The 25,167-nt window shown below is 35.3% G+C and carries 23 protein-coding genes; 20 read left to right on the top strand and 3 right to left on the bottom strand.

What is annotated here, in order from left to right; translation table 11 throughout:
* The 8 genes from AC2DZ0_RS08600 (at position 1) to ilvA (ending at position 9,133) form a co-directional block, all read left to right on the top strand.
* Positions 1–783, top strand: coding sequence for a tRNA pseudouridine synthase A (locus tag AC2DZ0_RS08600; RefSeq protein ID WP_484641283.1), 783 nt, complete (start codon positions 1–3; stop codon positions 781–783).
* Between the two features lie 66 nt (positions 784–849).
* Complete coding sequence (locus tag AC2DZ0_RS08595; protein ID WP_484641281.1) at positions 850–1,491, top strand: porin family protein; 642 nt, start codon at positions 850–852, stop codon at positions 1,489–1,491.
* 377 nt (positions 1,492–1,868) lie between these two features.
* Positions 1,869–3,548, top strand: a complete 1,680-nt coding sequence (ilvD, locus tag AC2DZ0_RS08590; protein ID WP_484641280.1) for a dihydroxy-acid dehydratase — start codon at positions 1,869–1,871, stop codon at positions 3,546–3,548.
* A 51-nt stretch (positions 3,549–3,599) separates the two neighbouring features.
* Entirely contained in the window at positions 3,600–5,315 is a 1,716-nt protein-coding gene (ilvB, locus tag AC2DZ0_RS08585; RefSeq protein ID WP_484641279.1) for a biosynthetic-type acetolactate synthase large subunit, read from the top strand.
* 6 nt (positions 5,316–5,321) lie between these two features.
* The gene (ilvN, locus tag AC2DZ0_RS08580; RefSeq protein WP_484641277.1) at positions 5,322–5,840 is read left to right on the top strand and encodes an acetolactate synthase small subunit; all 519 of its coding nucleotides are present in this window, start codon (positions 5,322–5,324) and stop codon (positions 5,838–5,840) included.
* 194 nt (positions 5,841–6,034) lie between these two features.
* A complete protein-coding gene (gene ilvC / locus AC2DZ0_RS08575) occupies positions 6,035–7,507 on the top strand; it encodes a ketol-acid reductoisomerase (protein ID WP_484641276.1) in 1,473 nt (490 codons plus the stop codon).
* Between the two features lie 85 nt (positions 7,508–7,592).
* Complete coding sequence (locus AC2DZ0_RS08570; RefSeq protein WP_484641274.1) at positions 7,593–7,895, top strand: hypothetical protein; 303 nt, start codon at positions 7,593–7,595, stop codon at positions 7,893–7,895.
* A complete protein-coding gene (ilvA, locus tag AC2DZ0_RS08565) occupies positions 7,892–9,133 on the top strand; it encodes a threonine ammonia-lyase IlvA (RefSeq protein WP_484641272.1) in 1,242 nt (413 codons plus the stop codon). Before AC2DZ0_RS08570 ends, ilvA begins: the two co-directional genes overlap by 4 nt.
* A gap of 68 nt (positions 9,134–9,201) precedes the next feature.
* On the opposite strand, the gene AC2DZ0_RS08560 is transcribed toward ilvA, so the two are convergent.
* The 3 genes from AC2DZ0_RS08560 to AC2DZ0_RS08550 are packed head-to-tail and all read right to left on the bottom strand — an operon-like array spanning position 9,202 to position 11,343.
* Positions 9,202–9,888 (bottom strand): RluA family pseudouridine synthase, encoded by a 687-nt coding sequence (locus AC2DZ0_RS08560; RefSeq protein WP_484489668.1) that lies wholly within the window; start codon positions 9,886–9,888, stop codon positions 9,202–9,204.
* A gap of 21 nt (positions 9,889–9,909) precedes the next feature.
* Positions 9,910–10,518 (bottom strand): ribosome biogenesis GTP-binding protein YihA/YsxC, encoded by a 609-nt coding sequence (gene yihA / locus AC2DZ0_RS08555; RefSeq protein WP_484641270.1) that lies wholly within the window; start codon positions 10,516–10,518, stop codon positions 9,910–9,912.
* Between the two features lie 60 nt (positions 10,519–10,578).
* Complete coding sequence (locus AC2DZ0_RS08550) at positions 10,579–11,343, bottom strand: alpha/beta fold hydrolase (RefSeq protein ID WP_484489666.1); 765 nt, start codon at positions 11,341–11,343, stop codon at positions 10,579–10,581.
* 223 nt (positions 11,344–11,566) lie between these two features.
* On the opposite strand from AC2DZ0_RS08550, the gene AC2DZ0_RS08545 reads away from it, so the two are divergent.
* Genes AC2DZ0_RS08545 through ftsA form a run of 12 tightly spaced genes read left to right on the top strand, consistent with a single transcriptional unit; the run spans position 11,567 to position 25,139 of the window.
* The gene (locus AC2DZ0_RS08545; protein WP_484489665.1) at positions 11,567–12,043 is read left to right on the top strand and encodes a division/cell wall cluster transcriptional repressor MraZ; all 477 of its coding nucleotides are present in this window, start codon (positions 11,567–11,569) and stop codon (positions 12,041–12,043) included.
* Positions 12,018–12,935 (top strand): 16S rRNA (cytosine(1402)-N(4))-methyltransferase RsmH, encoded by a 918-nt coding sequence (gene rsmH / locus AC2DZ0_RS08540; RefSeq protein WP_484641268.1) that lies wholly within the window; start codon positions 12,018–12,020, stop codon positions 12,933–12,935. Before AC2DZ0_RS08545 ends, rsmH begins: the two co-directional genes overlap by 26 nt.
* A gap of 1 nt (position 12,936) precedes the next feature.
* Positions 12,937–13,251, top strand: a complete 315-nt coding sequence (locus tag AC2DZ0_RS08535) for an FtsL-like putative cell division protein (protein WP_484641266.1) — start codon at positions 12,937–12,939, stop codon at positions 13,249–13,251.
* Position 13,252: 1 nt separating this feature from the next.
* Entirely contained in the window at positions 13,253–15,271 is a 2,019-nt protein-coding gene (locus tag AC2DZ0_RS08530; RefSeq protein ID WP_484641265.1) for a penicillin-binding protein, read from the top strand.
* Positions 15,272–16,735, top strand: a complete 1,464-nt coding sequence (locus tag AC2DZ0_RS08525; protein WP_484641263.1) for a UDP-N-acetylmuramoyl-L-alanyl-D-glutamate--2,6-diaminopimelate ligase — start codon at positions 15,272–15,274, stop codon at positions 16,733–16,735. It begins immediately after the preceding gene.
* A 14-nt stretch (positions 16,736–16,749) separates the two neighbouring features.
* Entirely contained in the window at positions 16,750–17,979 is a 1,230-nt protein-coding gene (gene mraY, locus AC2DZ0_RS08520; protein ID WP_484641262.1) for a phospho-N-acetylmuramoyl-pentapeptide-transferase, read from the top strand.
* Positions 17,980–17,996: 17 nt separating this feature from the next.
* Complete coding sequence (murD, locus tag AC2DZ0_RS08515; protein ID WP_484641260.1) at positions 17,997–19,334, top strand: UDP-N-acetylmuramoyl-L-alanine--D-glutamate ligase; 1,338 nt, start codon at positions 17,997–17,999, stop codon at positions 19,332–19,334.
* A 13-nt stretch (positions 19,335–19,347) separates the two neighbouring features.
* Entirely contained in the window at positions 19,348–20,547 is a 1,200-nt protein-coding gene (locus AC2DZ0_RS08510) for an FtsW/RodA/SpoVE family cell cycle protein (protein ID WP_484641258.1), read from the top strand.
* A gap of 12 nt (positions 20,548–20,559) precedes the next feature.
* A complete protein-coding gene (gene murG / locus AC2DZ0_RS08505; protein WP_484641256.1) occupies positions 20,560–21,651 on the top strand; it encodes an undecaprenyldiphospho-muramoylpentapeptide beta-N-acetylglucosaminyltransferase in 1,092 nt (363 codons plus the stop codon).
* 1 nt (position 21,652) lies between these two features.
* Positions 21,653–23,002, top strand: a complete 1,350-nt coding sequence (gene murC / locus AC2DZ0_RS08500; RefSeq protein WP_484641255.1) for a UDP-N-acetylmuramate--L-alanine ligase — start codon at positions 21,653–21,655, stop codon at positions 23,000–23,002.
* Between the two features lie 37 nt (positions 23,003–23,039).
* Entirely contained in the window at positions 23,040–23,762 is a 723-nt protein-coding gene (locus tag AC2DZ0_RS08495; protein WP_484641254.1) for a cell division protein FtsQ/DivIB, read from the top strand.
* A gap of 3 nt (positions 23,763–23,765) precedes the next feature.
* Complete coding sequence (gene ftsA / locus AC2DZ0_RS08490) at positions 23,766–25,139, top strand: cell division protein FtsA (protein WP_484489655.1); 1,374 nt, start codon at positions 23,766–23,768, stop codon at positions 25,137–25,139.
* Positions 25,140–25,167: the final 28 nt, after the last annotated feature.

Genomic DNA, 25,167 nt, shown 5'->3' with positions numbered 1-25,167 from the left:
ATGTCTCAACAGCAAAAATATTTTTATTTAGTAAAGTTTCAGTATTTAGGGTTTCGTTATCATGGTTGGCAAGTACAACCCAATGTGAAAACGGTTCAAAAAATGGTGGAAAGAACGTTGTCGTTTGTTTTTAAGCATTCGAATTTCAAGGTCTTAGGAGCTAGTAGAACCGATATGATGGTCTCTGCAAGTCAATCTGCATTTGAGCTTTTTGTTTATGAAGAAATTGATACGGTTTTGTTAAAGGAAAAGCTGAATAAAAGTCTTCCAAATGATATTAAAATTCTTGAAATTGTTGAGGTATTGGCTTCGTTTAATATCATACAAAATTCAAAACTGAAAAAATATACTTACCTATTTTCTTGCGGTGAAAAAATTCATCCTTTTTGTGCACCATTTATGTTGGGAGTGATTGAGGAGTTGGATGTGGCTTTGATGCAAGTTGGTGCAAAGATTTTTGAGGGAAAACATAATTTTCAGCGATATGCTTACAAACCTTCTGAGCATACCGTTTTTGATCGGGAAATAGCCTCTTGTGAGATTGTTGAGAATACAGAGCTTGTTGCAAATTTTTTTCCCAAAAAAACATACATGCTAAAAGTGGAAGGTGCAGGTTTTATGCGTTATCAAATTAGATTGATGATGGGGGTTTTGTTTCAGCTAGGAAAAGGGCTTGTGGATTTAGATTTTATCAGAGACACTCTTGAAAATCCTTCCTCTGAAACATTAAAGGAATTAGCTCCAGCTTCAGGGTTGACTTTAGATTCTATCACTTTTGATTGATCGTTTTTTGCAAAATATTATTTTTTTGGCATGTGATTTGTAGTATTGCCCCCAAAAAAAATAAATATGAAAAAAAAGATTATGATTAGTGCGGTTGTTTTGTTAGCAACGTTTAGTGTAAATGCTCAAAAGCTTGTTAGACATGGGGTTAAAATAGGGTATAATTTATCAAGTATGTCGGGGTTTGAAAATAATGTAACGGATGGAGAGGGAATAAAATACAAATCTTTGTCTGGTTATTCTCTTGGAGGCTTTGCTGAGTTTTCATTTCTGGAAGAATTATCGATTCAAACTGAGTTGTTATATTCAACAAAAGGTAATAGGAGTGTGTATAGTTTTCCAAGTGATGTAGAAGGTGATTTAGATGGGGATATAAGGCTATCTTATATTGACGTTTCGTTAGCTGGAAGGTATTACGTAACAAATGATTTGTCATTTGAATTTGGACCGCAATTAAGTTTTTTAACTTCAGCAAATTATGAAGTTAAGGGTGAAATTGATGGTAATGAGGAAAATAATTCTATGAATATAATGGAGCAAACAAAATCAGTTGATTTTGGTTTGAATATTGGTGTTGGTTATAAATTTGATTTTGGTTTGGCTTTTGGACTGAGATATGGTGTTGGTTTGTCAAATGTTTTGGAATTAGATGATGATATTAAATATACGAATAGGGTTTTTAATCTGAGTACGGGGTATTCTTTTTGATAATGTTCGTATGTATTACTGTAAAAGGGTAATCCAAAGGGATTGCCCTTTTTTATTTGTGCCTAGAATAAATATAATTCTGTTGTGTGAATTTTTAGCTTTTGAATTATGAACTTATGTTTCTAATATAGATATTTGCAAATCGTTATTGAAAAGTGAATATTCCTTGAATATTCTCCTTTTTTTTAGGTTTATCGTTGTAGATTTTTGAATGTAACTTGTTGTTATACAGTTTTTAAGAGTTTTAAATGATGGCTTGAATAACGTAGTGTATTATATAAAAAAACAAAAAAATAATTAGGCAGTATTATATTTGCTTAGGAAATCAAATTTGGATTGAAACATATTCCTTTTGGGAGGATATAAAAAATTATAAAATGGCATTAAATAAACACAGTAGTAGATTAACACAAGATGAGTCTCAACCAGCTTCTCAAGCGATGTTATATGCGGTAGGTTTAACAGATGAAGACATGAAAAAACCTCAAATCGGTATTGCAAGTACTGGTTATGATGGAAATCCATGTAACATGCATTTGAATACGTTGGCTGCAGAAATCAAAAAGGAAGCAAATAAAAATGAGCAGGTCGGATTGGTTTTTAATACTATCGGTGTGAGTGATGGAATTTCAATGGGAACTTCTGGGATGAATTATTCATTAGCATCTAGAGATATCATTGCTGATTCTATGGAGACAGTTGTAAACGCTCAGAGTTATGACGGTCTTATTGGTGTTGTTGGTTGTGATAAAAATATGCCAGGAGCAATTATTGCAATGTTACGTTTGAATCGTCCATCTATCATGGTATATGGTGGTACCATTCGTTCTGGGAATTACAAAGGAAAAAAATTAAACATCGTATCTGCTTTTGAGGCGTTAGGTCAAAAAGTTGCAGGTGAAATTGATGAAAAAGAATACAGAGAGATTATCAAAGCATCTATTCCTGGTGCAGGAGCTTGTGGAGGTATGTATACTGCAAACACAATGGCTTCTTCTATAGAATGTATGGGAATGGCATTGCCTTATAACTCTTCAATTCCTGCAGAAAATCCAAATAAATTATCTGAGGCTGAGCGTACGGCTCAAGCAATGAAAAATTTGTTGGAATTAGATTTGAAACCAAAGGATATTGTAACTAAAAAATCTATCGAAAATGCAATTGCAATTGTAAATGCATTGGGTGGATCTACAAATGCAGTATTACACTATTTAGCAATTGCATATGCGGCGGATATTGAATTTACGTTAGAAGATTTTCAGAGAGTTTCAGATAGAACTCCGTTAATTGCAGATTTAAAACCTTCTGGAAAATATTTAATGGAAGATGTTCATGGTGTTGGAGGAACTCCGGCAATTATGAAATATTTATTGGAAAAAGGATTTTTACATGGTGACTGTATGACAATTACAGGAAAAACATTAGCTGAAAATTTAGCGGATGTTGAAGCTATGGAATTTGAAGATCAAGATGTAGTATTCCCAACGGATAAAGCATTGAAGTCTTCAGGGAATTTACAGATTTTATACGGAAACCTTGCTGAAGAAGGAGCCGTGGCTAAAATTTCTGGAAATGAAGGATTGGTATTTGAAGGTAAAGCTGTTGTTTATGATGGTGAACAAGCTGCAAACACTGGGATTTCAAATGGAGAAGTAGAAAGAGGAGACGTCGTCGTTATCCGTTATGTAGGACCTAAAGGAGGACCTGGTATGCCGGAAATGTTAAAGCCGACTTCTTTAATTATGGGAGCTGGTTTAGGAAAGTCAGTTGCTTTGATTACTGATGGAAGATTCTCTGGTGGTACGCATGGTTTTGTTGTTGGGCACATAACGCCAGAAGCACAACAAGGAGGATTGATTGGATTGGTTGAGACAGGAGACAAGATCTTAATTAGTGCAGAAGACAATTCTATAACGTTGAAAGTTTCTGAAGAGGAGATTGCAAAACGTAAAGAAAACTGGCAAACACCAGCTTTAAAACATAATAAAGGAATTTTATTTAAGTACGCAAAATCAGTTGCTTCTGCTTCTGAAGGTTGTGTAACAGATAAATACTAATTCCTTAAAACATTTTCAATTGCTCGCAATTGATATATTAAATTTTCGAATATGGGAAATTCAACAAATAACAAATCAACTGAAAGAATTATAGGTGCAGAAGCAGTTGTAAGAGCTCTTTTAGAAGAAGGTGCGGATTTAGCTTATGGTTATCCTGGAGGGGCAATTATGCCTATCTATGATGAATTATACAAGTACCAAGATAAATTACATCATGTATTAACCCGTCATGAGCAAGGTGCAATTCATGCAGCTCAAGGTTTTGCTAGAGTTTCAGGGAAAGTAGGAGTCTGTTTGGCTACTTCTGGTCCAGGAGCAACTAACTTAATTACAGGGATTGCAGATGCGCAGATTGATTCTACGCCTTTAGTATGTATTACTGGGCAGGTAGCATCGCATTTGTTAGGTACTGATGCGTTCCAAGAGACAGATGTGATTAGCATTTCTGCTCCTGTAACAAAATGGAATATTCAAGTTACAAAATCTCAAGATATCCCTGCGGCTATTGCAAAGGCATTTTTTATTGCAAGATCAGGAAGACCAGGTCCTGTGTTAATTGATATCACTAAAGATGCTCAATTAGGAGAGTTGGATTATTCTTATGAAAAATGTACAGCTGTAAGAAGTTATAAGCCGGTACCTGAAACTGATATTGAAAAAGTTAAGGAGGCAGCTGAGTTGATCAATGCAGCTAAAAAACCTTTTATCGTATTCGGACAAGGAGTAATTCTTGGAGAAGCGGAAGCGGAACTGAAAGCTTTGATTGAAAAGTCTGGTATTCCATCGGCATGGACGGTTTTAGGATTATCAGCTTTACCAACCGAACATCCATTAAATGTTGGGATGGTTGGTATGCACGGACATTATGGACCTAATAAATTGACAAACGAATGTGATTTGTTGATTGCTATTGGAATGCGTTTTGATGATCGTGTTACGGGAGATTTATCTAAATATGCGAAACAGGCAAAAGTAGTGCATTTTGATATTGATCCTGCAGAGATTGATAAGAATGTAAAAACGGATGTTGCTGTAATTGGTAATTCTAAAGATACTTTAGCGAAAATTTTACCTTTTATCAATGAAACGAAGCATGAAGCTTGGCACAACGAATTTAAGGAATATAGAAAAATAGAAGACGAGGCGGTTATTATTCCACAGTTAGAACCAACGAAAGAAGGTTTAACAATGGGAGAGGTAATCAACCAAGTGAATAAAGAAACAAATGGAGATGCAGTAATTGTTTCTGATGTTGGACAGCATCAAATGTTTACAGTACGTTATGCTGATTTTACTACAACGAGAAGTAATGTTACTTCTGGTGGGTTAGGAACAATGGGATTTGCATTACCAGCAGCAATTGGTGCTAAAATGGGTGCTCCAGAAAGAGAAGTAGTCGCTTATATCGGTGATGGTGGTTATCAAATGACCTGTCAAGAATTGGGTACTATTTTACAAACAGGTGCTGCGGTTAAAATTGTAGTATTGAATAATGAGTTCTTAGGAATGGTACGTCAATGGCAGCAGTTGTTTTTCGATAAGCGTTATGCTTCTACAGTGATGACAAATCCTGACTTTATTAAACTAGCGGAGGCTTATGATATCAAGGCTACAAAAGTTGTAAAGCGTGAGGAATTAGCAGGTGCAGTAAAAGAGATGATTGCTTCTAAAGAATCTTATTTCTTAGAAGTAATGATTGAGAAGGAAGACAATGTTTTCCCAATGGTACCTACAGGGGCTAGTGTTTCAGATGTAAGATTAAAATAAAAGAAAATGGAAAAACAATTATTTACGATTTCTGTTTATACAGAAAATAATCCAGGGTTATTAAATAGAATTGCAACTATTTTCTTGAAAAGACATATCAATATTGAGAGTTTGAATGTTTCTAGATCTGAAATTGAAAATGTACATCGTTTTACGATTGTGGCAAATATGACAGAAGTTGCTGTAAAGAAACTAGTAGGTCAAATAGAAAAGCAAATTGAAGTAATTAAAGCTTATTACCATACAGATGATGAGATTATTTTTCATGAAACAGCGTTGTATAAAATAGCTTCAAACTTATTATTTGATAAAAGAGAAATTCAAAACATTATAAAAAATAGTCATGCAAGTATTGTAACGGTAAATCCTGACTTTTTTGTAATTGAGAAAACTGGATTCAGAAAGGAAACTGAAGCTTTGTATGATCAATTAGCTCCTTATGGAATTATGCAATTCGTAAGAACAGGTAGAATTTCTGTTTCAAAAACGGAAATGAAAATCTCTGAGCAATTAAAAAATCTATAGTTTCTTAAAAAAGCCATCTATTTAAATAAAAATGAATAGGTTTTTTTAGAGATAATGATAAGATTATTAAGATTTAAGCAAAGGTTTTTATATTTTTGCAATCGCAATAAAAAATAATATAAGAGCTAATTGGTAATAGCGGTACTAAAACGGTTAATCAATTAGTTTTAAATAAATTAACAAACAAAAGAAAAATGGCAAATTATTTTAACACACTTTCTTTACGTGAGCAATTGGAACAATTGGGACAATGTGAGTTCATGGATAGATCAGAATTTGACGGAGGTGTAGAAGCATTGAAAGGTAAAAAGATCGTTATTATTGGATGTGGAGCTCAAGGACTGAACCAAGGGTTGAACATGAAAGATTCAGGATTGGATATTTCTTACACTTTAAGACCAGCTGCAATTGCTGAAAAAAGACAATCTTACATCAATGCAACTGAAAATGGATTTGCAGTTGGGACTTACGAAGAAATGATCCCTTCAGCTGATTTGTTAATCAACTTAACTCCAGATAAACAACATACTGCTGTTGTAAATGCTGTGATGCCATTGATGAAAAAAGGAGCTACTTTATCTTATTCTCATGGATTCAACATTGTTGAAGAAGGAATGGAAGTAAGAAAAGATATTACAGTAATTATGGTTGCTCCTAAGTCACCAGGTTCTGAGGTAAGAGAAGAATTCAAAAGAGGATTTGGAGTACCTACATTAATCGCTGTTCACCCTGAGAATGATCCAGAAGGAAAAGGATGGGATTACGCTAAGGCATATGCTGTTGCTACTGGTGGTCATACTGCTGGTGTTTTAAGATCTTCTTTCGTTGCAGAGGTAAAGTCTGATTTAATGGGAGAGCAAACAATTCTTTGTGGATTGTTACAAACAGGATCTATCTTATGTTTTGATAAGATGGTTGCTGAAGGAATCGATGCAGGTTATGCTTCAAAATTAATCCAGTACGGATGGGAAACTATTACGGAAGGAATGAAGTATGGTGGAGTAACGAATATGATGGATAGATTATCTAATCCAGCTAAAATTGCTGCATTTAAAGCATCTGAAGATTTAAAAGACTTAATGCGTCCATTATTCCAAAAGCATATGGATGATATTATTTCAGGTCATTTCTCTAAAACAATGATGGAGGACTGGGCTAATGATGATAAAAACTTATTGACTTGGAGAGCTGCTACAGGTGAAACTAACTTTGAGAAAACTCCTGCAGGTGATGTAGAGATTTCTGAGCAAGAGTACTATGATAATGGTACGTTAATGGTTGCAATGGTAAAAGCTGGTGTTGAGTTAGCTTTTGAGGCAATGGTTGAGTCAGGAATTATTGATGAGTCTGCTTACTACGAATCATTACATGAAACTCCATTAATTGCAAACACAATTGCAAGAAAGAAATTATATGAAATGAATAGCGTAATTTCTGATACTGCTGAGTACGGATGTTACTTATTTGATCATGCTGCAAAACCATTAATCGCTGATTACGTGAAAAATGCTCCAATTAACATGATTGGTAAGCCTTTTAATACTGGTGATAACGGTGTAGATAACAAAGAACTTATTGAGGTTAACGCTGCTATTAGAGAGCACGGTGTTGAGGAAATTGGTGAGTACTTGAGAGAGTCTATGACTGCAATGAAAAAAATCGTATAATTAGATACAATTTTATATTGAAAGCCTGATAGACGAAAGTTTATCAGGCTTTTTAATTTTTTATACTTTTATATAAAATCTAGGGATGCTTTATTTTACTTTATTAATATATGTAGAAAAAGGGAAAGAGCTTGTTTTTCAAGAGTTTGAGGAGCTTACTTTGCCTTTGCTGTCTGAGTATAATGCAAAACTTATTATGCGGTTGCGTCCAGATGAAAATTCTGTTGTTGCTATGGAGGGAGAGATGCCTTATGAGGTTCATTTTTTGTCCTTTAATACGGAATCAGATTATGAAAGGTACAAGAACGATCCTAGTAGACAAGAGTTTTTAAAATTGAAAGAAGAATCAATCACAGCCACATTAATGGTAAAAGGAGAACAAATATGATAACGATCGAAAAAGTGTTGAAAGCACAAAAAAATATTAAATCTATTGTGAATGTTACTCCTTTGGATGTAATGGAGAATTTCTCGAAAAAATATGGTGCTTCCATCTTGTTTAAAAGAGAAGATCTTCAAGTAGTACGTTCTTATAAGATTAGAGGTGCTTATAATAGGATAGTAAATCTTTCTTCTAAGGAATTGGTGAACGGTGTTGTGTGTGCAAGTGCCGGAAATCATGCCCAAGGGGTAGCTCTGGCTTGTCAGAAGTTGAAGGTAAAAGGAGTTATTTTTATGCCTACAACAACTCCTAATCAAAAAATAGGTCAGGTGAGGATGTTTGGTCAGTCTTTTGTAGAAATCGTTTTAGAAGGAGATACCTATGATGCAAGTTATGCTGCAGCAGCGACATATTGCGAGGAGTATGGAGCTACTTTTGTGCACCCTTTTAATGATGAAGATGTAATGGCGGGGCAAGGTTCTGTCGGGTTAGAAATAATCGATCAATCTCAGGAGCCAATTGATTATTTGTTTTTACCTGTCGGTGGTGGAGGTTTGGCTGCGGGTGTTTCTAGTGTTTTTAAAGTATTAAGTCCAAATACAAAAATTATTGGGATAGAACCTGAAGGGGCTCCTTCTTTTAATGTTTCTTTAGAAAAAGGAGTGAATACAACTCTAGATCACGTTGAGAAGTTTATTGATGGTGCTGCTGTCAAAAGGATGGGAGATGCGACTTTTGAAATATGTAAAGAACTTGTTCATGATGCTAACGTTGTTTCAGAAGGAGCTGTATGTTCTACGATTTTAAAAGTTTACAATGAAAATGCTCTAGTGGTGGAGCCTGCAGGGGCTCTTTCTATTGCTGCTTTAGATCTGTATAAAGAAGAAATAAAAGGAAAGAATGTAGTCTGTGTTGTAAGTGGTGGGAATAATGATATTACCCGAATGGAAGAAATGAAAGAGCGTTCTCTTTTGTATGAGGGGTTAAAACATTATTTTATTATTCGTTTTCCTCAAAGAGCAGGTGCATTAAAAGAATTTGTGGTAGAGGTGTTAGGGCCGAATGATGATATTGCTTATTTTGAGTATACTAAAAAGAATAACAGAGATAAAGGACCTGCTGTAGTTGGGATTGAACTTAAAAGTAAAGATGATTTTTCGCCCTTGGTAAAAAGGATGAAGGAGAAAGGGTTTTTAGGAGAGTATCTAAATGAGAGTCCGGAATTATTTCAGTTTCTAGTTTGATGCTAGTGAAACTGATTCTTTAGTTTTATATACGGATTGATGCTGTATTGGAGGGGTTTGTGTTTATTCTAATTACAAGCATCCCAAATAGGGTCCTTGGGAGTAGGAGCAATAATTTCAATAGGTTCTTTTTTAACAGGATGCATAAAGTTTATTTTTCTAGCATGTAGGTGGATTCCTGCATCTTTATTACTTCTGTTAAAGCCGTATTTTAAATCTCCTTTTATGGGGCAATTAATGTTTGCGAGTTGACTTCTTATTTGATGATGTCTCCCTGTTTCTAGATCAATTTCAAGTAGATGATAGTTGTCCAGGTTTTTAATTGTTTTATAGTGGAGGATTGCTTTTTTTCTATCTTTTCCATCCTCGTTAAAAACACTGGCTTTATTGTTCTTTGGGTTTTTTCTGAGGTAATTAATTAGCGTGTCTGAAGCTTTTGAAGGTTTGTTTTTTACTACTGCCCAATAAGTTTTGTCAATGGTTTTGTCTCGAAGCATTTTATTGAGACGTTCCAGTGCTTTTGAAGTTTTTGCAAAAATAACAATACCAGTGGTGGGCCTGTCCAAGCGATGCACGACACCTAAATACACATTACCTGGTTTGTTGTATTTTTCTTTAATATATTCTTTGAGGATATCGCTTAAAGGAGCATCTCCAGTTTTGTCTCCTTGTACTAAATCTCCCGTTTTTTTATTGACAACGATGATGTGGTTGTCTTCAAAAAGAATTTCTATGTTTTTGGAATTGGATCTCAAAAGAATATTTTTTTACAAGTTTTAAGATTCTTTTAATTGGATGTTTACTTTATCGATAAAGTTTAAAACTGAATCTCTACCTTCTTTAGAAGTGGAAGATGTGACAAAATAATCCGGAAAAATATCCCAAGAATCATCCAGTAACTTTGTTTTGTAGTTTTCAATATTGCGCTTTAACACAGTTGGTGTTAGTTTGTCGGCTTTGGTGAAAATAATACAAAACGGGATTTGACTTTCTCCAAGAAATTGCATGAAATCCATGTCTATTCTTTGAGGTTCATGTCTTGAATCAATCAAAACAAAAGAACATATTAATTGTTCTCTTTGAAGAAAATAATTTTTGATAAACGATTGAAAGGTTCTTTTGGTTTTTTTTGAAACTCTAGCATATCCATATCCGGGTAAATCAACTAGAAACCAACTATCATTAATCTTAAAATGGTTAATTAATTGTGTTTTTCCAGGAGTACCAGATGTTTTGGCAAGTTTTCTTTGTCCGGTAAGCATATTGATCAAAGAGGATTTTCCTACATTAGATCTACCGATAAACGCATATTCAGGAATTCGTTCTTTAGGACATTTACTTACGTCAGAATTACTGATTTCAAAAGAAGCCGTTTTGATTTTCATGAGATGTGTATAAAAAACAAACACAAATTTTTTTAAAAATTTGTGTTTGTTTATGAGTTGTTATAGATTGTGCTTTATCAGCCAATCGTGAACAATTTTATTAAATTGATCAGGGTGTTCTGTCATAGGAGCATGACCACATTTGTCAATCCAGAATAACTCTGAATTTGGCATTAATTTATCAAAATCATGCGCAACTTCTGGTGGTGTTACTGTGTCTTGTTTACCCCAAACTAGACATGTTTCTAGTTTCATGTCAGGTAGGTCTTTTGCCATGTTATGGCGGATGGCACTTTTAGCAAGTGAAAGAATTCTTAAGACACTTCCTCTATCGTTTACAACCTCAAATAAATCATCAACCATTTCTTCGGTAGCTGTTGCTGGGTCGTAGAATACCATCTCTACTTTTTTTCTCACATAAACTCGATCTCCACGTTTTGGATAGCTATCACCCATAGCGCTTTCGTATAGACCAGAACTTCCAGTAAGTACTAAGTTACTTACTAATTCAGGGTAGTGTTTTGTAAGGTATAAGGCAATATGGCCACCTAAAGAGTTTCCTACCAAAATAGGTCGTTCTAGGTTTTTGTGTTCTATAAATCTTTTTATAAAAAGTGAAAAATGTTTCACATTTGTTTTAATCAACGGTAAGCTGTAAATAGGTAATTCAGGTACAAGAACCTTGTATCCTTTGTCTGCGAAATATTCGAGAATATTATCAAACATGCTTGCTGTTCCCATTAAACCGTGTAGGAGAATGATGGCTTTTCCTTCACCAGCTTCTTTGTATGTAAACTCTCCTTCTGTAATAATAGTATCGATCATTTATAATCTTTTTTACGATTGACAAATGTACTCTTTTTTTTACAAAAAAACATTTAATCAATATTTCAACTTTTTTTTGCGAATTCCATTTTTAAGACGCACGATATGAGTAAAGTAAGTAAAGTGGGAGAAAATGACAGAACTTATTAACAAAGTGGGGTAATGTGGGAAAATGTGGTAAATAATTCTTACTTTTGAATTCTATAATCTGAGATTACAAAGCGTGGAAAGTATAGTTGGTACATATGAATGTAAGGCGGACTCTAAGGGGAGGATGCTTTTGCCATCTGCATTAAAAAAGCAGTTGGAGCCGGTTATGCATGAAGGTTTTGTGTTGAAAAGATCAGTGTTTCAGCCTTGTCTAGAGTTGTATCCGATTAAAGAATGGAATGCAGTGATGGCTCAAATGAATGGGTTGAATCGTTTTGTGAAAAAGAATAATGATTTTATTCGTCGTTTTACGGCTGGGGTAAAAAAAATAGAATTAGATACGACTGGGAGGTTGTTGATTCCTAAAGATTTATTAGCCTTTTCTGGAGTAACGAAAGAAGTAGTGATGTCTTCTGCAATTTCAATTATTGAGATTTGGGATAAAGATAAGTATGAGCAAGCTATTGATGAGACTGCACTTGATTTTGCGGAGTTGGCTGAAGAGGTAATGGGAACAGTAAATAATGAAGGAGATGGAAGGATATCATAATCCAGTATTGCTAAAAGAAAGTGTTGATGCATTGGCTATAAAGCCAGATGGTATCTATGTTGATGTGACTTTTGGCGGTGGAGGGCATTCAAGAGAGATATTAAGTCGTCTTGGTGCTGGTGGTAGGTTGTTTGCGTTTGATCAGGATCCTGATGCTCAAAGAAATAGTATTGATGACGAACGTTTTGTTTTGATTCAAGAGAATTTTAGATATATCTCTAGGTTTCTTCGTTTTTATGGAGTTACTAAGGTAGATGGGATTCTTGGTGATTTAGGAGTTTCTTCTCATCAGTTTAATGAAGCTGAGCGTGGTTTTTCTACTCGTTTTGATGCGGAGTTGGATATGAGGATGAATAAATCAGATGAGTTGTCTGCTTATACAATTGTGAATACATATTCTGAGGAGCAGTTGAGTGATGTTTTGTTTCAGTATGGAGAATTGCGAAATGCACGTGCGTTGGCAGCAAAAATTGTTGTGGAGAGACAAGAAGAAAAGATTGTTACAAGTTTTAGGTTGAAAGAAGTTTTGCAACAGTTTTTACCTAAGGCAAAAGAGCATAAAATATTAGCACAAATTTTTCAAGCTTTTAGAATTGAAGTAAATCAGGAGCTAGAGGTTTTGAAAGAATTTTTGCTACAGACCCCTAAGTTGTTGGAGGTGGATGGTAGGTTGAGTGTTATTTCTTACCATTCGCTAGAAGACAGATTGGTGAAGCGATTCATAAAAAACGGATTGTTTGAAGGGGAGCCAGAAAAAGATTTTTACGGAAATATTGATGTTCCGTTAAAGAATGTTGGGAAAATGATTGTTCCTACTCGTGAGGAGATCAAAGAGAATAACCGGGCTAGAAGTGCAAAGCTTCGTATTGCTACCTTGAAGAAAATGAAGTAAGATGAGAATTTACGATGTTTTAAAAGGAGGGTTTTTAGTTGATGAAGGTGCTTTTAAGAACTGGAGAATTATTGTCTTTGTGGTTTTTCTCTTGTTGTTTATGATTACAAGTTCTCATAATGCAGATCGGAAAGTGATGGAAATTGCAAGTATGAATAAGGAGGTGAAAAAGCTGAAATCCTTGTATATAGATTCAGGAACTTATTTAACGAGGATGAAAATGGAGTCCTCGGTTAGGGAGAAATTAAAAGAGAGAGGGTTGGCGTCTCCTAAAACACCGCCAATAAAAATCAAAGTAACAACAAAATCAAACTAAAGTGAGCACGGAGCAAAAAGGCATATTAAGTAGACTATCTATAGTAGTTGTCTTGATGACTCTTTTTTTGTTGGTGATTTTTATTAAAATAGCTCGTATTCAGTATCTTGAAGGTGATAAGTATCGAGATATGTCTGCGCATAGGACTATTAGAAAAGATACTATTTTTTATAATAGAGGGAATGTTGTTTCTGCAAGAGGTAGCTTGTTGGCGACATCAATGTCAAAATATGATATCCGTATGGATGTTGTGACTGTTAAAGATGAGGTTTTTGAAAAAAACATTCATGGATTGGCCGAGGCAATGTCAGAGATGTTCGGGAAGTCTACTTCGTATTATCAATCTTATTTTAGAAAAGCCAGAAGATCCAGAAACAGGTATTTGTTTGTGGCGAGAAATCTTGGTTATATGGATTATTTAAAAGTGAAGAGTTTTCCGATCTTTAGATTAGGACTATATAAAGGAGGTTTTATTACGGAGCAAAGAACAGTCCGCGAGCATCCTATCGGGAAAATCGCCGAGCGTACTATTGGTTATGATGATTATCGCGGGGAAGTAGGTATTGAAGGTGCTTATACGGATTATTTAGAAGGTAGTTTGGGTTGGCGTATGAAACAAAAAATCGCTAAAAATCAATGGAAGCCTATTAATGATAATAATGAGGTAGAGCCTAAGGATGGAAGCGATGTAATTACCACGATTGATATCAATGTTCAAGATATTGCCCATCATGCTTTGTTGGAGCAGTTGGAGAAGTTTGAGGCGGATCATGGTTGTGTGATTGTGATGGAAACTAAAACAGGTTCTGTAAAGGCGATTGCGAATTTAGGTAGGACCTCGAAGGGTAAATATTACGAAAAAAGAAATTATGCGGTATGGGAATCTCATGAGCCGGGATCAACTTTTAAGGTAGCGAGCTTGCTTATAGCTTTAGAAGATAAGGTTATCGATACGAGTACTGTTGTTGATACTGAAAAAGGAAGAATTTATATTCATAGAAAAAAAGTAGAAGATTCTCATAGAGGTGGATATGGTGAGATTTCTGCGGGTCGAGTTATAGAGGTTTCTTCGAATGTTGGGATTGTTAAACTAATTCAAAAGCATTACAAAAAAGATCCACAAAAGTTTGTGGATGCTGTGCATGAAATAGGTCTTGGTTCAAAAATTGGTTTAGAAATTAAAGGCGAAGGAGCACCTTATATACCTTCTCCAAAAGATAAGAAACGATGGAATGGTATTTCTCTTGAGTGGATGGCATGGGGGTATGGTATCTCTTTAACTCCTTTACAGACTTTAACGTTTTACAATGCTATTGCAAATGATGGTGTGATGGTGAAGCCAAGATTTGTGAGTGCGCTTAGAACTGAAGGGAAGGTAGATAAAGTGTTTGAACCTAAAGTTATCAATCCAAGTATTGCCTCTATGGAGACAGTGAAAAAATTAAGAAGGGTTCTAGAAAAAGTTGTAGAACAAGGTACGGCAACTAATATCTATACTCCTAATTTTTCTATGGCAGGTAAAACGGGAACTGCTAAAAAATACATTCCGGTTACGAGAGGTGCGGATGGGGAGTTGCATGGCGGTTATTATTCTAGTAAAGAATATACAGCGTCTTTTGCTGGTTTTTTTCCGGCTGATGCCCCTAAGTATTCTTGTATAGTAGTGGTTCATAATCCTGATAAAAAGAAAGGATATTATGGTGCTACGGTTGCTGCGCCAGTGTTTAAAAAAATCGCTCAAAAAATGTATGCTTCAGCACCTATAAAAAAAGAGGTTGAGAACAAATTACCAGTGATAGAGCAGTTAGATGTTGATTCTGAGTCTTATTATGCTCTTTTGCAACAAGATTTGAAAGTTATTCCAGATGTAAGAGGGATGGCAGGAATGGATGCAATTTCGGTTCTTGAGAATTTAGGTTTGAAAGTGGTTTTTGAAGGGGTTGGAAAGGTGAAAAGTCAATCCATAAGAAAAGGAAAGAAGCTTGTGAAGGGTGCAACGATAATTTTGAAATTGAGTTAGATGAAAAAGTTGAGTGAATTACTTGAGGGAGTTGATGTGTTGGAGTTGATTGGAGTGACTGCAATGAATGTTGATTCAGTTGTTTTTGATTCTCGTAAAATAAAAAAAGGCGCTCTATTTGTCGCTCAAAAAGGAACTGCTTTTGATGGTCATTTGTTCATAGAAAAGGCAATAGAGCTTGGAGCAACCGCCGTTGTCTGTCAGGTGTTTCCTGAGTCTATTGTGTCTGAGGTGACTTACATAAAGGTTGAGAATAGCGACGTGGCATTAGCTCATATTGCTTCTAGTTTTTATGATAATCCTTCTTCGGAGTTAAAACTAGTTGGCGTAACGGGTACAAATGGAAAGACTACTGTTGCTACTTTGTTGTATGAATTGTTTCAAAAAGCAGGTATAGAATCAGGGTTGCTGTCAACAGTAAAAATAAAAATAGGTACAGAGTCTTTTGATGCGACTCATACTACGCCAGATTCTGTTACGATTAACAGTTATCTGAGAAGAATGTTGGATGCGGGCGTAACACATTGTTTCATGGAGGTAAGCTCTCATGGGATTCATCAGTGCAGAACAGAAGGACTTCTGTTTGACGGTGGGGTTTTTACAAATCTATCTCACGATCATTTAGATTACCATAAAACTTTTGCTGAGTATAGGGATGTAAAAAAGAAATTTTTTGATGATTTGTCGAAAGATGCTTTTGCTTTGACGAATGTAGATGATAAAAATGGAACTGTTCTTTTACAAAATACAAAGGCAAGGAAGCTTAGTTATGCGCTAAAATCTATGGCGGATTACAAAGCAAGAATTTTAGAGAAAAGTTTCTCTGGAATGCTTCTGCAGGTTCAAAATAGTGAGGTTTGGGTGCAGTTGATTGGAGAATTTAATGTGTCAAATTTGTTGGCAATATATGGAGTTGCTATAGAGCTGGGTTTAGAGCATGATAATGTATTGTTATTAATGAGTCAGCTGGAAAGTGTAAATGGAAGGTTTCAGTATTCAATTTCAAAAACAGGAATTGTAACGATTGTTGATTATGCCCATACTCCAGATGCATTAAAGAATGTTTTGTCTACCATAGAAGGGATTCGTACTACAAAAGAAAATTTAATTTCTGTTGTGGGTTGCGGTGGTGATCGTGATACTTCTAAAAGAAGTAAGATGGGTAACATTGCAGCAGCGATGAGTGATCAAGTTGTTTTTACATCTGACAACCCAAGGTTTGAAGATCCGCAATCAATTATTGATCAGATAGAGGAAGGTGTTGCAAAAGAAGATGAAAAAAAAGTGCTTTCTATTTTGGATAGAAAACAGGCTATAAAAACCGCTTTGAAATTGGCTAGCCAAGGAGATATTGTTTTAGTAGCTGGAAAAGGACATGAAAATTATCAAGATGTTCAAGGAGTAAAACATCATTTTGATGATAAAGAGATAGTACAAGAAATATTAATAGCATTAGAAAAATAAAAAAAAATAACCGCATGCTGTATTACTTATTTGATTACCTAAAAGCAAACTATGATTTAATTGGAGCCGGAGTGTTTCAGTATATTTCGTTTAGGGCTTCGATGGCGTTTATTTTTTCGATGTTGCTTTCTACGATATACGGAAAGCGCATGATAAACTTTTTAAGAAAAAAACAAATTGGAGAATCTGTTCGTGATCTAGGTTTAGAGGGGCAGGTGCAAAAAGCGGGTACTCCAACTATGGGAGGATTGATAATAATATTTGCGACCTTGATACCTGTGATTTTGTTTGCTAAGGTGGATAATATTTATATCATTATTCTTCTGATTACAACTTTATGGATGGGCTCTATTGGTTTTTTGGATGATTATATAAAAGTGTTCAAAAAGGATAAGGATGGCTTGAAAGGTAAATTTAAGGTTTTGGGTCAGGTTGGATTAGGGGTTATTGTTGGTGGTATGTTGTTTTTTAATCCTAAGGTGACTATGAAAGAAAAGTTACCGGTAGCAGAAATTCAAATGGTTACTGATACTGGTGTTCCGAAAGTGTTTGGTGAAGAGATGAAATCTATTAAAACCACGCTTCCTTTTTTGAAAAATAATGAGCTTGATTATTCTGTAGTGACAGAGTGGTTAGGAGATACGTCAAAAAAATGGGGTTGGATAATTTTTATTCCAATAGTGATATTTATTATCACTGCTGTTTCTAATGGGGCAAATCTTACGGATGGGATTGATGGCTTGGCGGCCGGAACCTCAGTGATTATAGTACTTACACTAGGTGTCTTTGCTTGGGTGTCAGGTAATATAATATTTGCAAATTATTTGGATGTTATGTATATCCCTCATTCAGGTGAGATGGTGGTTTTTATAAGTGCTTTTTCTGGTGGATTGGTAGGGTTTTTATGGTATAATACATATCCAGCTCAGGTTTTTATGGGAGATACCGGGAGTTTAACTATTGGTGCTATTATCGCGGTGATTGCGGTTGCCACTCGTAAAGAATTATTGATTCCCGTCTTGGCAGGAATCTTTTTTATAGAGAATTTTTCTGTGGTCTTACAGGTGGGGTATTTCAAATATACCAGAAAAAAATATGGTGAAGGTAGAAGGATTTTTAAGATGGCTCCGCTACATCATCATTATCAAAAGTCAGGTTATCATGAGTCGAAAATAGTGGCACGTTTTATAATTATTGGCTTGTTGTTGGCGGTAATGACCATCGTAACATTGAAATTAAGATAGAATCAGAGAGCGGTGATATGAAAAGGTTAGTTGTACTTGGTGGAGGAGAAAGTGGTGTAGGAACCGCTGTTTTAGCGAAAGATAAAGGCTATGATGTTTTTGTGTCCGACAGAGGGGGTATAAAAGAAAAGTACATAAAAGTTCTTGAAGAAAATGATATCTCTTTTGAGTCTGGAGAGCATACTAGAGATAAAATAGTAAATGCTGATTTGGTGATGAAAAGCCCTGGTATTCCGGATACTGTTCCTTTGGTTGTAGAGTTGAGGGAAAAAGGTGTTTCAGTGATTTCAGAAATAGAATTTGCGGCTCAATTTACGGATGCTACCTTGATTGGGATAACGGGGTCTAATGGAAAGACAACAACTACCATGATGTTGCATCATATTATGAAAAAAGCGGGTTTCAATTGTGGAATGGCTGGTAATATTGGAGATAGTTTTGCTTTGCAGGTTGCTTCTGAAAACTATGATAGTTATGTTTTGGAGTTGAGTAGCTTTCAGTTAGATGGAATTAAAGATTTTGCTCCGCATATTGCTATCATAACTAATATTTCTCCGGATCATTTGGATAGGTATGAATACAAATACGAGAACTATATCGCATCGAAGTTCTTGATTACAAAAAATCAAACTGAGAAAGATTATTTGATTTATGATGCAGATGATATTGAAATAATTAATTGGCTGGAAAGTCATGAAGTAAGAGCGCAGTTGGTGCCATTTTCATTGAGTGGAAATAAGGGTGTTCCAGGAGCGTATGTTTACGATAATAAAATACAAACAGAACTAAACAAAGAAATTTTAAGAATGGATATTTCTAAACTAGCAACTAAAGGAAAACACAATACAAAAAATGCGATGGCATCTTCATTGGCAGCACAAATGATGAAGGCAAGAAAACAAGTTATAAAAGAGAGCTTGGAGGATTTTGAAGGAGCAGAGCATCGTTTGGAAAAAGTATTGAAAATTAATGGTGTTCAGTATATCAATGATTCTAAGGCAACGAATGTTAATGCAACATTTTATGCTTTGGAATGCATGGAGGCACCTACAGTTTGGATCGTAGGAGGTGTAGATAAGGGAAATGATTATTTAGATTTGATGCCATTGGTTAGAGAAAAGGTGAAAGCAATTATTTGTTTAGGTGTGGATAATGCTAAAATCATGCAGACTTTTGACGGTATGGTAGATTTATTAATCGAAACTACAAGTGCAGAAGAGGCTGTTAAAATGGCTTATAAATTAGGGGCAAAAGGTGATAATGTTCTTTTGTCTCCTGCTTGCGCAAGTTTTGATTTGTTTGAAAGTTATGAAGATAGAGGAAGGCAGTTTAAAAATGCTGTGAGACATTTGTAAATTAATTTAGGAGATGCAAAGTTTGTTCAAACATCTACAGGGAGATAGAGTCATTTGGGCCTTAGTGGCTATGTTGGCTATATTTTCATTTATGCCAGTTTATAGTGCTAGTACAAACTTGGTGTATGTGGTTGGGAATGGATCTACATTTGGTCATTTGATAAAGCATGCAGCACTTCTTTTTATGGGGTTTGCTATTATGTTTGGGGTTCATAAAATTCCATATAGGTATTTCAGTGGGGGTTCTGTGTTGCTGTATCCTGTAGTGATCGTACTTCTTATATACACCTTGTCTCAAGGAAATACAATTGGAGGAGCAAATGCAAGTAGGTGGATTCGTGTTCCAATAGTTGGAGTGGGTTTTCAGACCTCTACCTTAGCGGCTTTGGTGTTGATGGTGTATGTGGCTCGCTATGTTTCTCGTAATAAGGATAAAGAAATCTTGTTTAAGGAGAGTTTATTGCAGTTGTGGTTGCCTGTAGGGTTGGCCTTGGCTTTGATTCTGCCTGCAAACTTTTCTACAACGGCAATCATCTTTTTTGTGATATTGATTCTTGTTTATTTAGGGGGGTATCCAGTAAAGTACATATTATATATATTAGGAATGGGGATTGCTGCATTCAGTATTTTTGTTTTGGTAGCAAAGGCTTTTCCTGATGCAATGCCTAATAGGGTAAACACTTGGCAAAGTAGGATAGAGAGTTTTTCTGATCCAAATGAAACAGAAGGTTATCAAGTAGAGAAAGCTAAAATAGCCATTGCGACTGGCGGAATTGGAGGAAGAGGTCCCGGGAAGAGTGTTCAAAAGAATTTTTTACCACAATCTTCGTCAGATTTTATTTATGCTATTATCATTGAAGAGTATGGTTTGATTGGAGGTTTGGTGATATTGGTTTTTTACTTTTTGTTGTTGATGAGAATATTGATTGCAGCAAAAAAAGCGGGTACAGTGTTCGGAACAATGTTGGTTATATCTATTGGGATTCCAATAATTTTTCAGGCGATGACCAATATGGCAGTAGCAACAAATTTATTACCTGTTACAGGTCAAACATTACCCTTGATCAGTAGTGGGGGGACGTCTATTTGGATGACTTGTTTTGGGTTAGGAATTATTTTGAGTGTTTCCTCTGCGAATGAGGTTACTGAAGAGCAGTTAGAGGAGGAGAGTGAAGATCCTTTGTCAATCCTGCATGAAACGATACATGATTAAAAATATAAAGTTATGAAAGTGTTAATCAGTGGTGGTGGTACTGGAGGTCATATTTATCCTGCGATTGCGATTGCAAATGAAATAAAGAAGCGATATCCATCGGCTGAGTTTTTGTTTGTAGGTGCGAAAGATCGTATGGAGATGGAAAAAGTACCGAATGCTGGTTATAAGATAAAAGGACTTTGGATTTCTGGAATACAAAGAAAATTAACGATAGATAATCTTTCGTTTCCTTTAAAGCTACTTAGTAGTGTTTGGGAGTCGAAAAAAATAGTCAAAGAATTTCAGCCAGATGTTGTTGTTGGAACTGGTGGTTTTGCTAGTGGGCCAGTTTTGTATGTGGCTTCAAATAAAAAGATCCCATCCTTGATACAAGAGCAGAATTCATATCCGGGAATTACGAATAAATTACTGTCTAAAAAAGCCAATTCTATTTGTGTGGCTTATGACGGATTGGAACGATTTTTTCCGAAAAATAAAATTACAAAAACAGGGAATCCTGTGCGTCAAAACTTATTGACGGTAAGTTCAAAACGAGAAACAGCTATTGATTTTTTCAATTTAAACCCTGAGAAAAAAACACTATTGGTTATTGGTGGTAGCTTAGGTGCTCGTGCGGTCAATAAATTAGTTGCTGAATCTTTAGGTTTTTTTGATGAAATCGGAATACAGGTAATTTGGCAAACAGGTAAGTTTTATATTGAAGAATATAAAAAATACGATGGGTCAAAAGGAGTTCAAACACATGCTTTTTTGGCGGAAATGGATTTGGCTTATGCTGCTGCAGATTTTATAATTAGTAGAGCTGGTGCAAGTTCCATTTCAGAATTGTGTATCGTTGGGAAACCTACGGTTTTTATTCCTTCACCTAATGTTTCTGAAGATCATCAAACAAAAAATGCATTGGCTTTAGTACATGAAAATGCTGCTTTGATGGTTAAGGAGTCTGAGATTTCCTCTTTTGAAACGGTCTTTAAGGAGTTGGTTACAGATAAACAGTTACAAGAGAGATTGGTTGAGAATATAACAGCTTTAGCTTTGCCAGATGCAACAGAGTCAATCGTAAATGAGGTAGAGAGAATTATAGCGTTAAAAAAGAATTGAGTTGAATTTAGAAGAAATACATAGAGTTTATTTTATTGGAATTGGAGGTATTGGTATGTCTGCAATTGCAAGATATTTTTGTGCAAATGGTAAACAGGTAGCAGGCTATGATAGGGTTCCTACGGAGATCACAAGTGCTTTGGTTGACTTGGGGGTGGAAATTCATTTCGAAGATGCTTTAGAATTGATACCAGAAGCTTTTAAGGTTGCTGCTGGTACTTTGGTCGTCTATACTCCAGCGGTACCTAAGGATCATAAAGAGTTGAACTTTTTTCTAGATGCTGATTTTAATACTATAAAGCGCGCTCAAGTTTTGGGAGAGATTACGAAAAACACCTTTTGTTTGGGGGTTGCTGGTACTCATGGAAAAACTACGACCTCTTCTATATTGGGTCATATTATGAAAGCTTCTGGTACGGATGCTACTTCTTTTTTAGGTGGGATTACAGAAAATTACGATTCTAATTTGATATTAGGAGGGGATAAAGTTTCTGTAGTAGAGGCAGATGAATTTGATAGGTCTTTTTTACAATTGTCGCCTAATTTGGCTTGCGTTACTTCAATGGATGCAGATCATTTAGATATATATGGAGAAAAGGAAGTATTAGAAAACTCTTTTAGGGAGTTTGCAGAAAAGGTTACAGATAAATTAATTGTCTGTAAAGGTTTGCCTTTAGCTGGGTTGACCTATGCGATAGAAGAGGAGGCAGACTATCAAATTACGAATATAAAAGTTGAAAAAGGAGCCTATAGTTTTACTATAAAAACACCAAAAGCAGTTCTGGATAATATTGAGTTTGGATTGCCTGGTAGGCATAATTTGTCAAATGCTTTAGCAGCAGTTGCTTTAGCAGAGCAATATGGATTGTCTTTGGATGTTATTGCTGGTGCGTTGAAAAGTTTTAGAGGTGTAAAGAGAAGGTTTTCCTATAAAATCAAAACGAATAATTTTGTTTTGATTGATGATTATGCACATCATCCTACTGAAATTAATGCAGTTGCGGATGCTGTTTGTGAGATGTACCCAAATAAAAAAGTAGTTGGAGTTTTTCAACCACATTTATTTAGTAGAACGAGCGATTTTGTTGAGGAATTTGCAGAAAGTTTAGCTAGATTTGACGAACTTTTATTGTTGGATATTTATCCTGCAAGAGAATTGCCAATGGAAGGAGTTACTTCTCGTTGGTTGTTAGATAAAATTGACAATAAAGAGAAAAAAATTGTTGATAAAGTTGAAGTTTTAAATGAATTGAAAAAATCGAATGCGGACGTTGTAGTGATGATGGGTGCTGGGGATATCGGTGTTTTGATAGAGGAGATTGCTGAGCAGTTAAAATTAGAATTGATATAGGTTGTTTTTGTGAAAAAAAACAGATAGTTAACTAAAAATGAAAAGATATATTGTTTACATAAAAAGCGTTGTTTTACTACTTGTAGTAGCTTTTTTGTACGGGTTTGGTTCTCAGAGAAATGGAGCCAAATTAGTGCAAGAACCCATCGTGGAATTTGCAAACGGAGCAAATTTATTTCTTTCTCATGAAATGGTTAATAAATTGTTAATACAAAATATTGGTGATCTTAAAAACCAGCCAAAATCATTAATAAATTTACATGAGTTGGAAAGTGTTGTGTTTCAGAATCCACTTGTCGAAAAGGTGAAGGTCTTTATGACGATAGATGGAATTGTGAAAACAGTGATAACACAACGTACCCCTATTGCAAGAATTCATAGTGGAGATGAAGTTTACTATATTGATAAGCAAGGTGTTAAAATGCCTTTGTCTTTGAATTATTCTGCTAGGGTTTTGCTGGTTTCTGGTAATGTAGTTGAGGAGGATTTGGCGTCTATTTATGGTCTTGTGACTAAAATAAACGGTGATAATTTTTTGTCAAATTTGATCGTTGGTGTGCATAAAAATGCGGCCAACAATTACGTGCTTAGAACAAGGAAATACGATCAAGAGATTCAGATTGGAAAAATAGAAGATTTGAATGTTAAATTTAAAAAATTAGAAGCTTTTTACAATGAGGTAATTCAGAGTAATGAGTTGGAAAAATATAAATCGATTAATTTAAAATTCAACAACCAGGTTGTTTGTACAAAGAATTAAATTATGGAAAAAAAGACTTTCTCAGTTGGATTAGATATTGGAACTACAAAAATTGTAGCCATTATCGGTTGCAAGAATGAATATGGGAAACTTGAGATTTTAGGAATAGGAAAGGCAAAAAGTCTGGGTGTAAAGCGTGGTGTTGTGAACAATATTACACAAACCATAGTTTCTATCCAGCAAGCCGTAGAGGAAGCTGAGAATGTATCTGGGTATGATATTAATGATGTTGTAGTAGGAATTGCAGGTCAACATATCAGAAGCTTACATCATAGTGATTATATTACTAGAGATGATGCTGATAGAGTAATTGATGAATCTGATATTGAGGATTTAATCAATCAAGTACATAAACTGGTAATGTTACCAGGAGAGGAAATTATTCATGTATTACCACAGGATTTTAAAGTAGATAGCCAAGAGCATATCAAAGAAACCATTGGGATGTATGGAGGGAGATTAGAAGCTAACTTTCATGTTGTTGTTGGGCAGGTTTCTTCTATTAAAAATATTGGTCGTTGTGTTAAGAGTGCAGGTTTAGACTTATCTGAGATAACCTTAGAGCCTTTAGCTTCGGCATCAGCTGTATTAAGTCAAGAAGAAAAAGAGGCTGGAGTTGCTTTGATTGATATCGGTGGTGGTACCACAGATTTAGCAATTTTTAAAGATGGTATTATTCGTCATACAGCAGTGATTCCTTTTGGAGGAAATGTGATTACTGAAGACATTAAAGAAGGTTGTGCGATTATTGAAAAGCAAGCTGAGCTTCTGAAAGTGAAGTTTGGTTCAGCATGGCCAGGTGAAAATAAAGAAAATGAAATCGTTTCTATTCCTGGATTAAGAGGGAGAGAGCCGAAAGAAATAACCTTAAAGAATTTATCAAAAATTATTCATGCAAGAGTAACAGAGATAATTGAGCAAGTGTACCTGGAAATTAAAAATTATGGACATGAAACTCAAAAAGGAAAATTAATTGCGGGTATTGTTTTAACGGGCGGGGGCGCTCAGGTAAAACATTTAAAGCAATTGGTAGAATACATTACTGGTATGGATACAAGAATTGGGTATCCAAATGAACACTTGGCAGGAGGTTCTGATGAAACTTTGAGTAGCCCAACTTTTGCAACGGCAGTTGGTTTGCTTATGGAGGGTCTAGAAAAGCAAGAGAAGAAAGAACGAGCAGAAGCACCACAGCGAGAACAATTTAATCTTGGAGGTGATGAAGAGGTAGCGGAAGAAACGGTTTCAGAGCAAAATCAAGAGTCAGAAATTGAACAACCAACAGTGGAAGAACCCGTTGCAAAGCCAGTTCCAAAGAAATCAATATTTGAAAAATTCTCTGAGAGATTTAGAGATTTTTTAGATAACGCAGAATAGCAGAAAAAGAAAAAAATAACCATTTAAT

Source organism: Flavicella sp. IMCC45668 (assembly GCF_057219105.1).
This window is presented reverse-complemented; position numbering and strand designations above follow the sequence as displayed.

What these genes read in the sequence shown, in the direction of transcription:
- AC2DZ0_RS08600 (WP_484641283.1), top strand. Translation starts at nt 1, where the DNA reads ATGTCTCAACAGCAAAAATATTTTTATTTAGTAAAGTTTCAGTATTTA.
- AC2DZ0_RS08595 (WP_484641281.1), top strand. Translation starts at nt 850, where the DNA reads ATGAAAAAAAAGATTATGATTAGTGCGGTTGTTTTGTTAGCAACGTTT.
- ilvD (WP_484641280.1), top strand. Translation starts at nt 1,869, where the DNA reads ATGGCATTAAATAAACACAGTAGTAGATTAACACAAGATGAGTCTCAA.
- ilvB (WP_484641279.1), top strand. Translation starts at nt 3,600, where the DNA reads ATGGGAAATTCAACAAATAACAAATCAACTGAAAGAATTATAGGTGCA.
- ilvN (WP_484641277.1), top strand. Translation starts at nt 5,322, where the DNA reads ATGGAAAAACAATTATTTACGATTTCTGTTTATACAGAAAATAATCCA.
- ilvC (WP_484641276.1), top strand. Translation starts at nt 6,035, where the DNA reads ATGGCAAATTATTTTAACACACTTTCTTTACGTGAGCAATTGGAACAA.
- AC2DZ0_RS08570 (WP_484641274.1), top strand. Translation starts at nt 7,593, where the DNA reads ATGCTTTATTTTACTTTATTAATATATGTAGAAAAAGGGAAAGAGCTT.
- ilvA (WP_484641272.1), top strand. Translation starts at nt 7,892, where the DNA reads ATGATAACGATCGAAAAAGTGTTGAAAGCACAAAAAAATATTAAATCT.
- yihA (WP_484641270.1), bottom strand. Translation starts at nt 10,518, where the DNA reads ATGAAAATCAAAACGGCTTCTTTTGAAATCAGTAATTCTGACGTAAGT.
- AC2DZ0_RS08550 (WP_484489666.1), bottom strand. Translation starts at nt 11,343, where the DNA reads ATGATCGATACTATTATTACAGAAGGAGAGTTTACATACAAAGAAGCT.
- rsmH (WP_484641268.1), top strand. Translation starts at nt 12,018, where the DNA reads ATGAAGGAGATGGAAGGATATCATAATCCAGTATTGCTAAAAGAAAGT.
- AC2DZ0_RS08535 (WP_484641266.1), top strand. Translation starts at nt 12,937, where the DNA reads ATGAGAATTTACGATGTTTTAAAAGGAGGGTTTTTAGTTGATGAAGGT.
- AC2DZ0_RS08525 (WP_484641263.1), top strand. Translation starts at nt 15,272, where the DNA reads ATGAAAAAGTTGAGTGAATTACTTGAGGGAGTTGATGTGTTGGAGTTG.
- mraY (WP_484641262.1), top strand. Translation starts at nt 16,750, where the DNA reads ATGCTGTATTACTTATTTGATTACCTAAAAGCAAACTATGATTTAATT.
- murD (WP_484641260.1), top strand. Translation starts at nt 17,997, where the DNA reads ATGAAAAGGTTAGTTGTACTTGGTGGAGGAGAAAGTGGTGTAGGAACC.
- AC2DZ0_RS08510 (WP_484641258.1), top strand. Translation starts at nt 19,348, where the DNA reads ATGCAAAGTTTGTTCAAACATCTACAGGGAGATAGAGTCATTTGGGCC.
- murG (WP_484641256.1), top strand. Translation starts at nt 20,560, where the DNA reads ATGAAAGTGTTAATCAGTGGTGGTGGTACTGGAGGTCATATTTATCCT.
- AC2DZ0_RS08495 (WP_484641254.1), top strand. Translation starts at nt 23,040, where the DNA reads ATGAAAAGATATATTGTTTACATAAAAAGCGTTGTTTTACTACTTGTA.
- ftsA (WP_484489655.1), top strand. Translation starts at nt 23,766, where the DNA reads ATGGAAAAAAAGACTTTCTCAGTTGGATTAGATATTGGAACTACAAAA.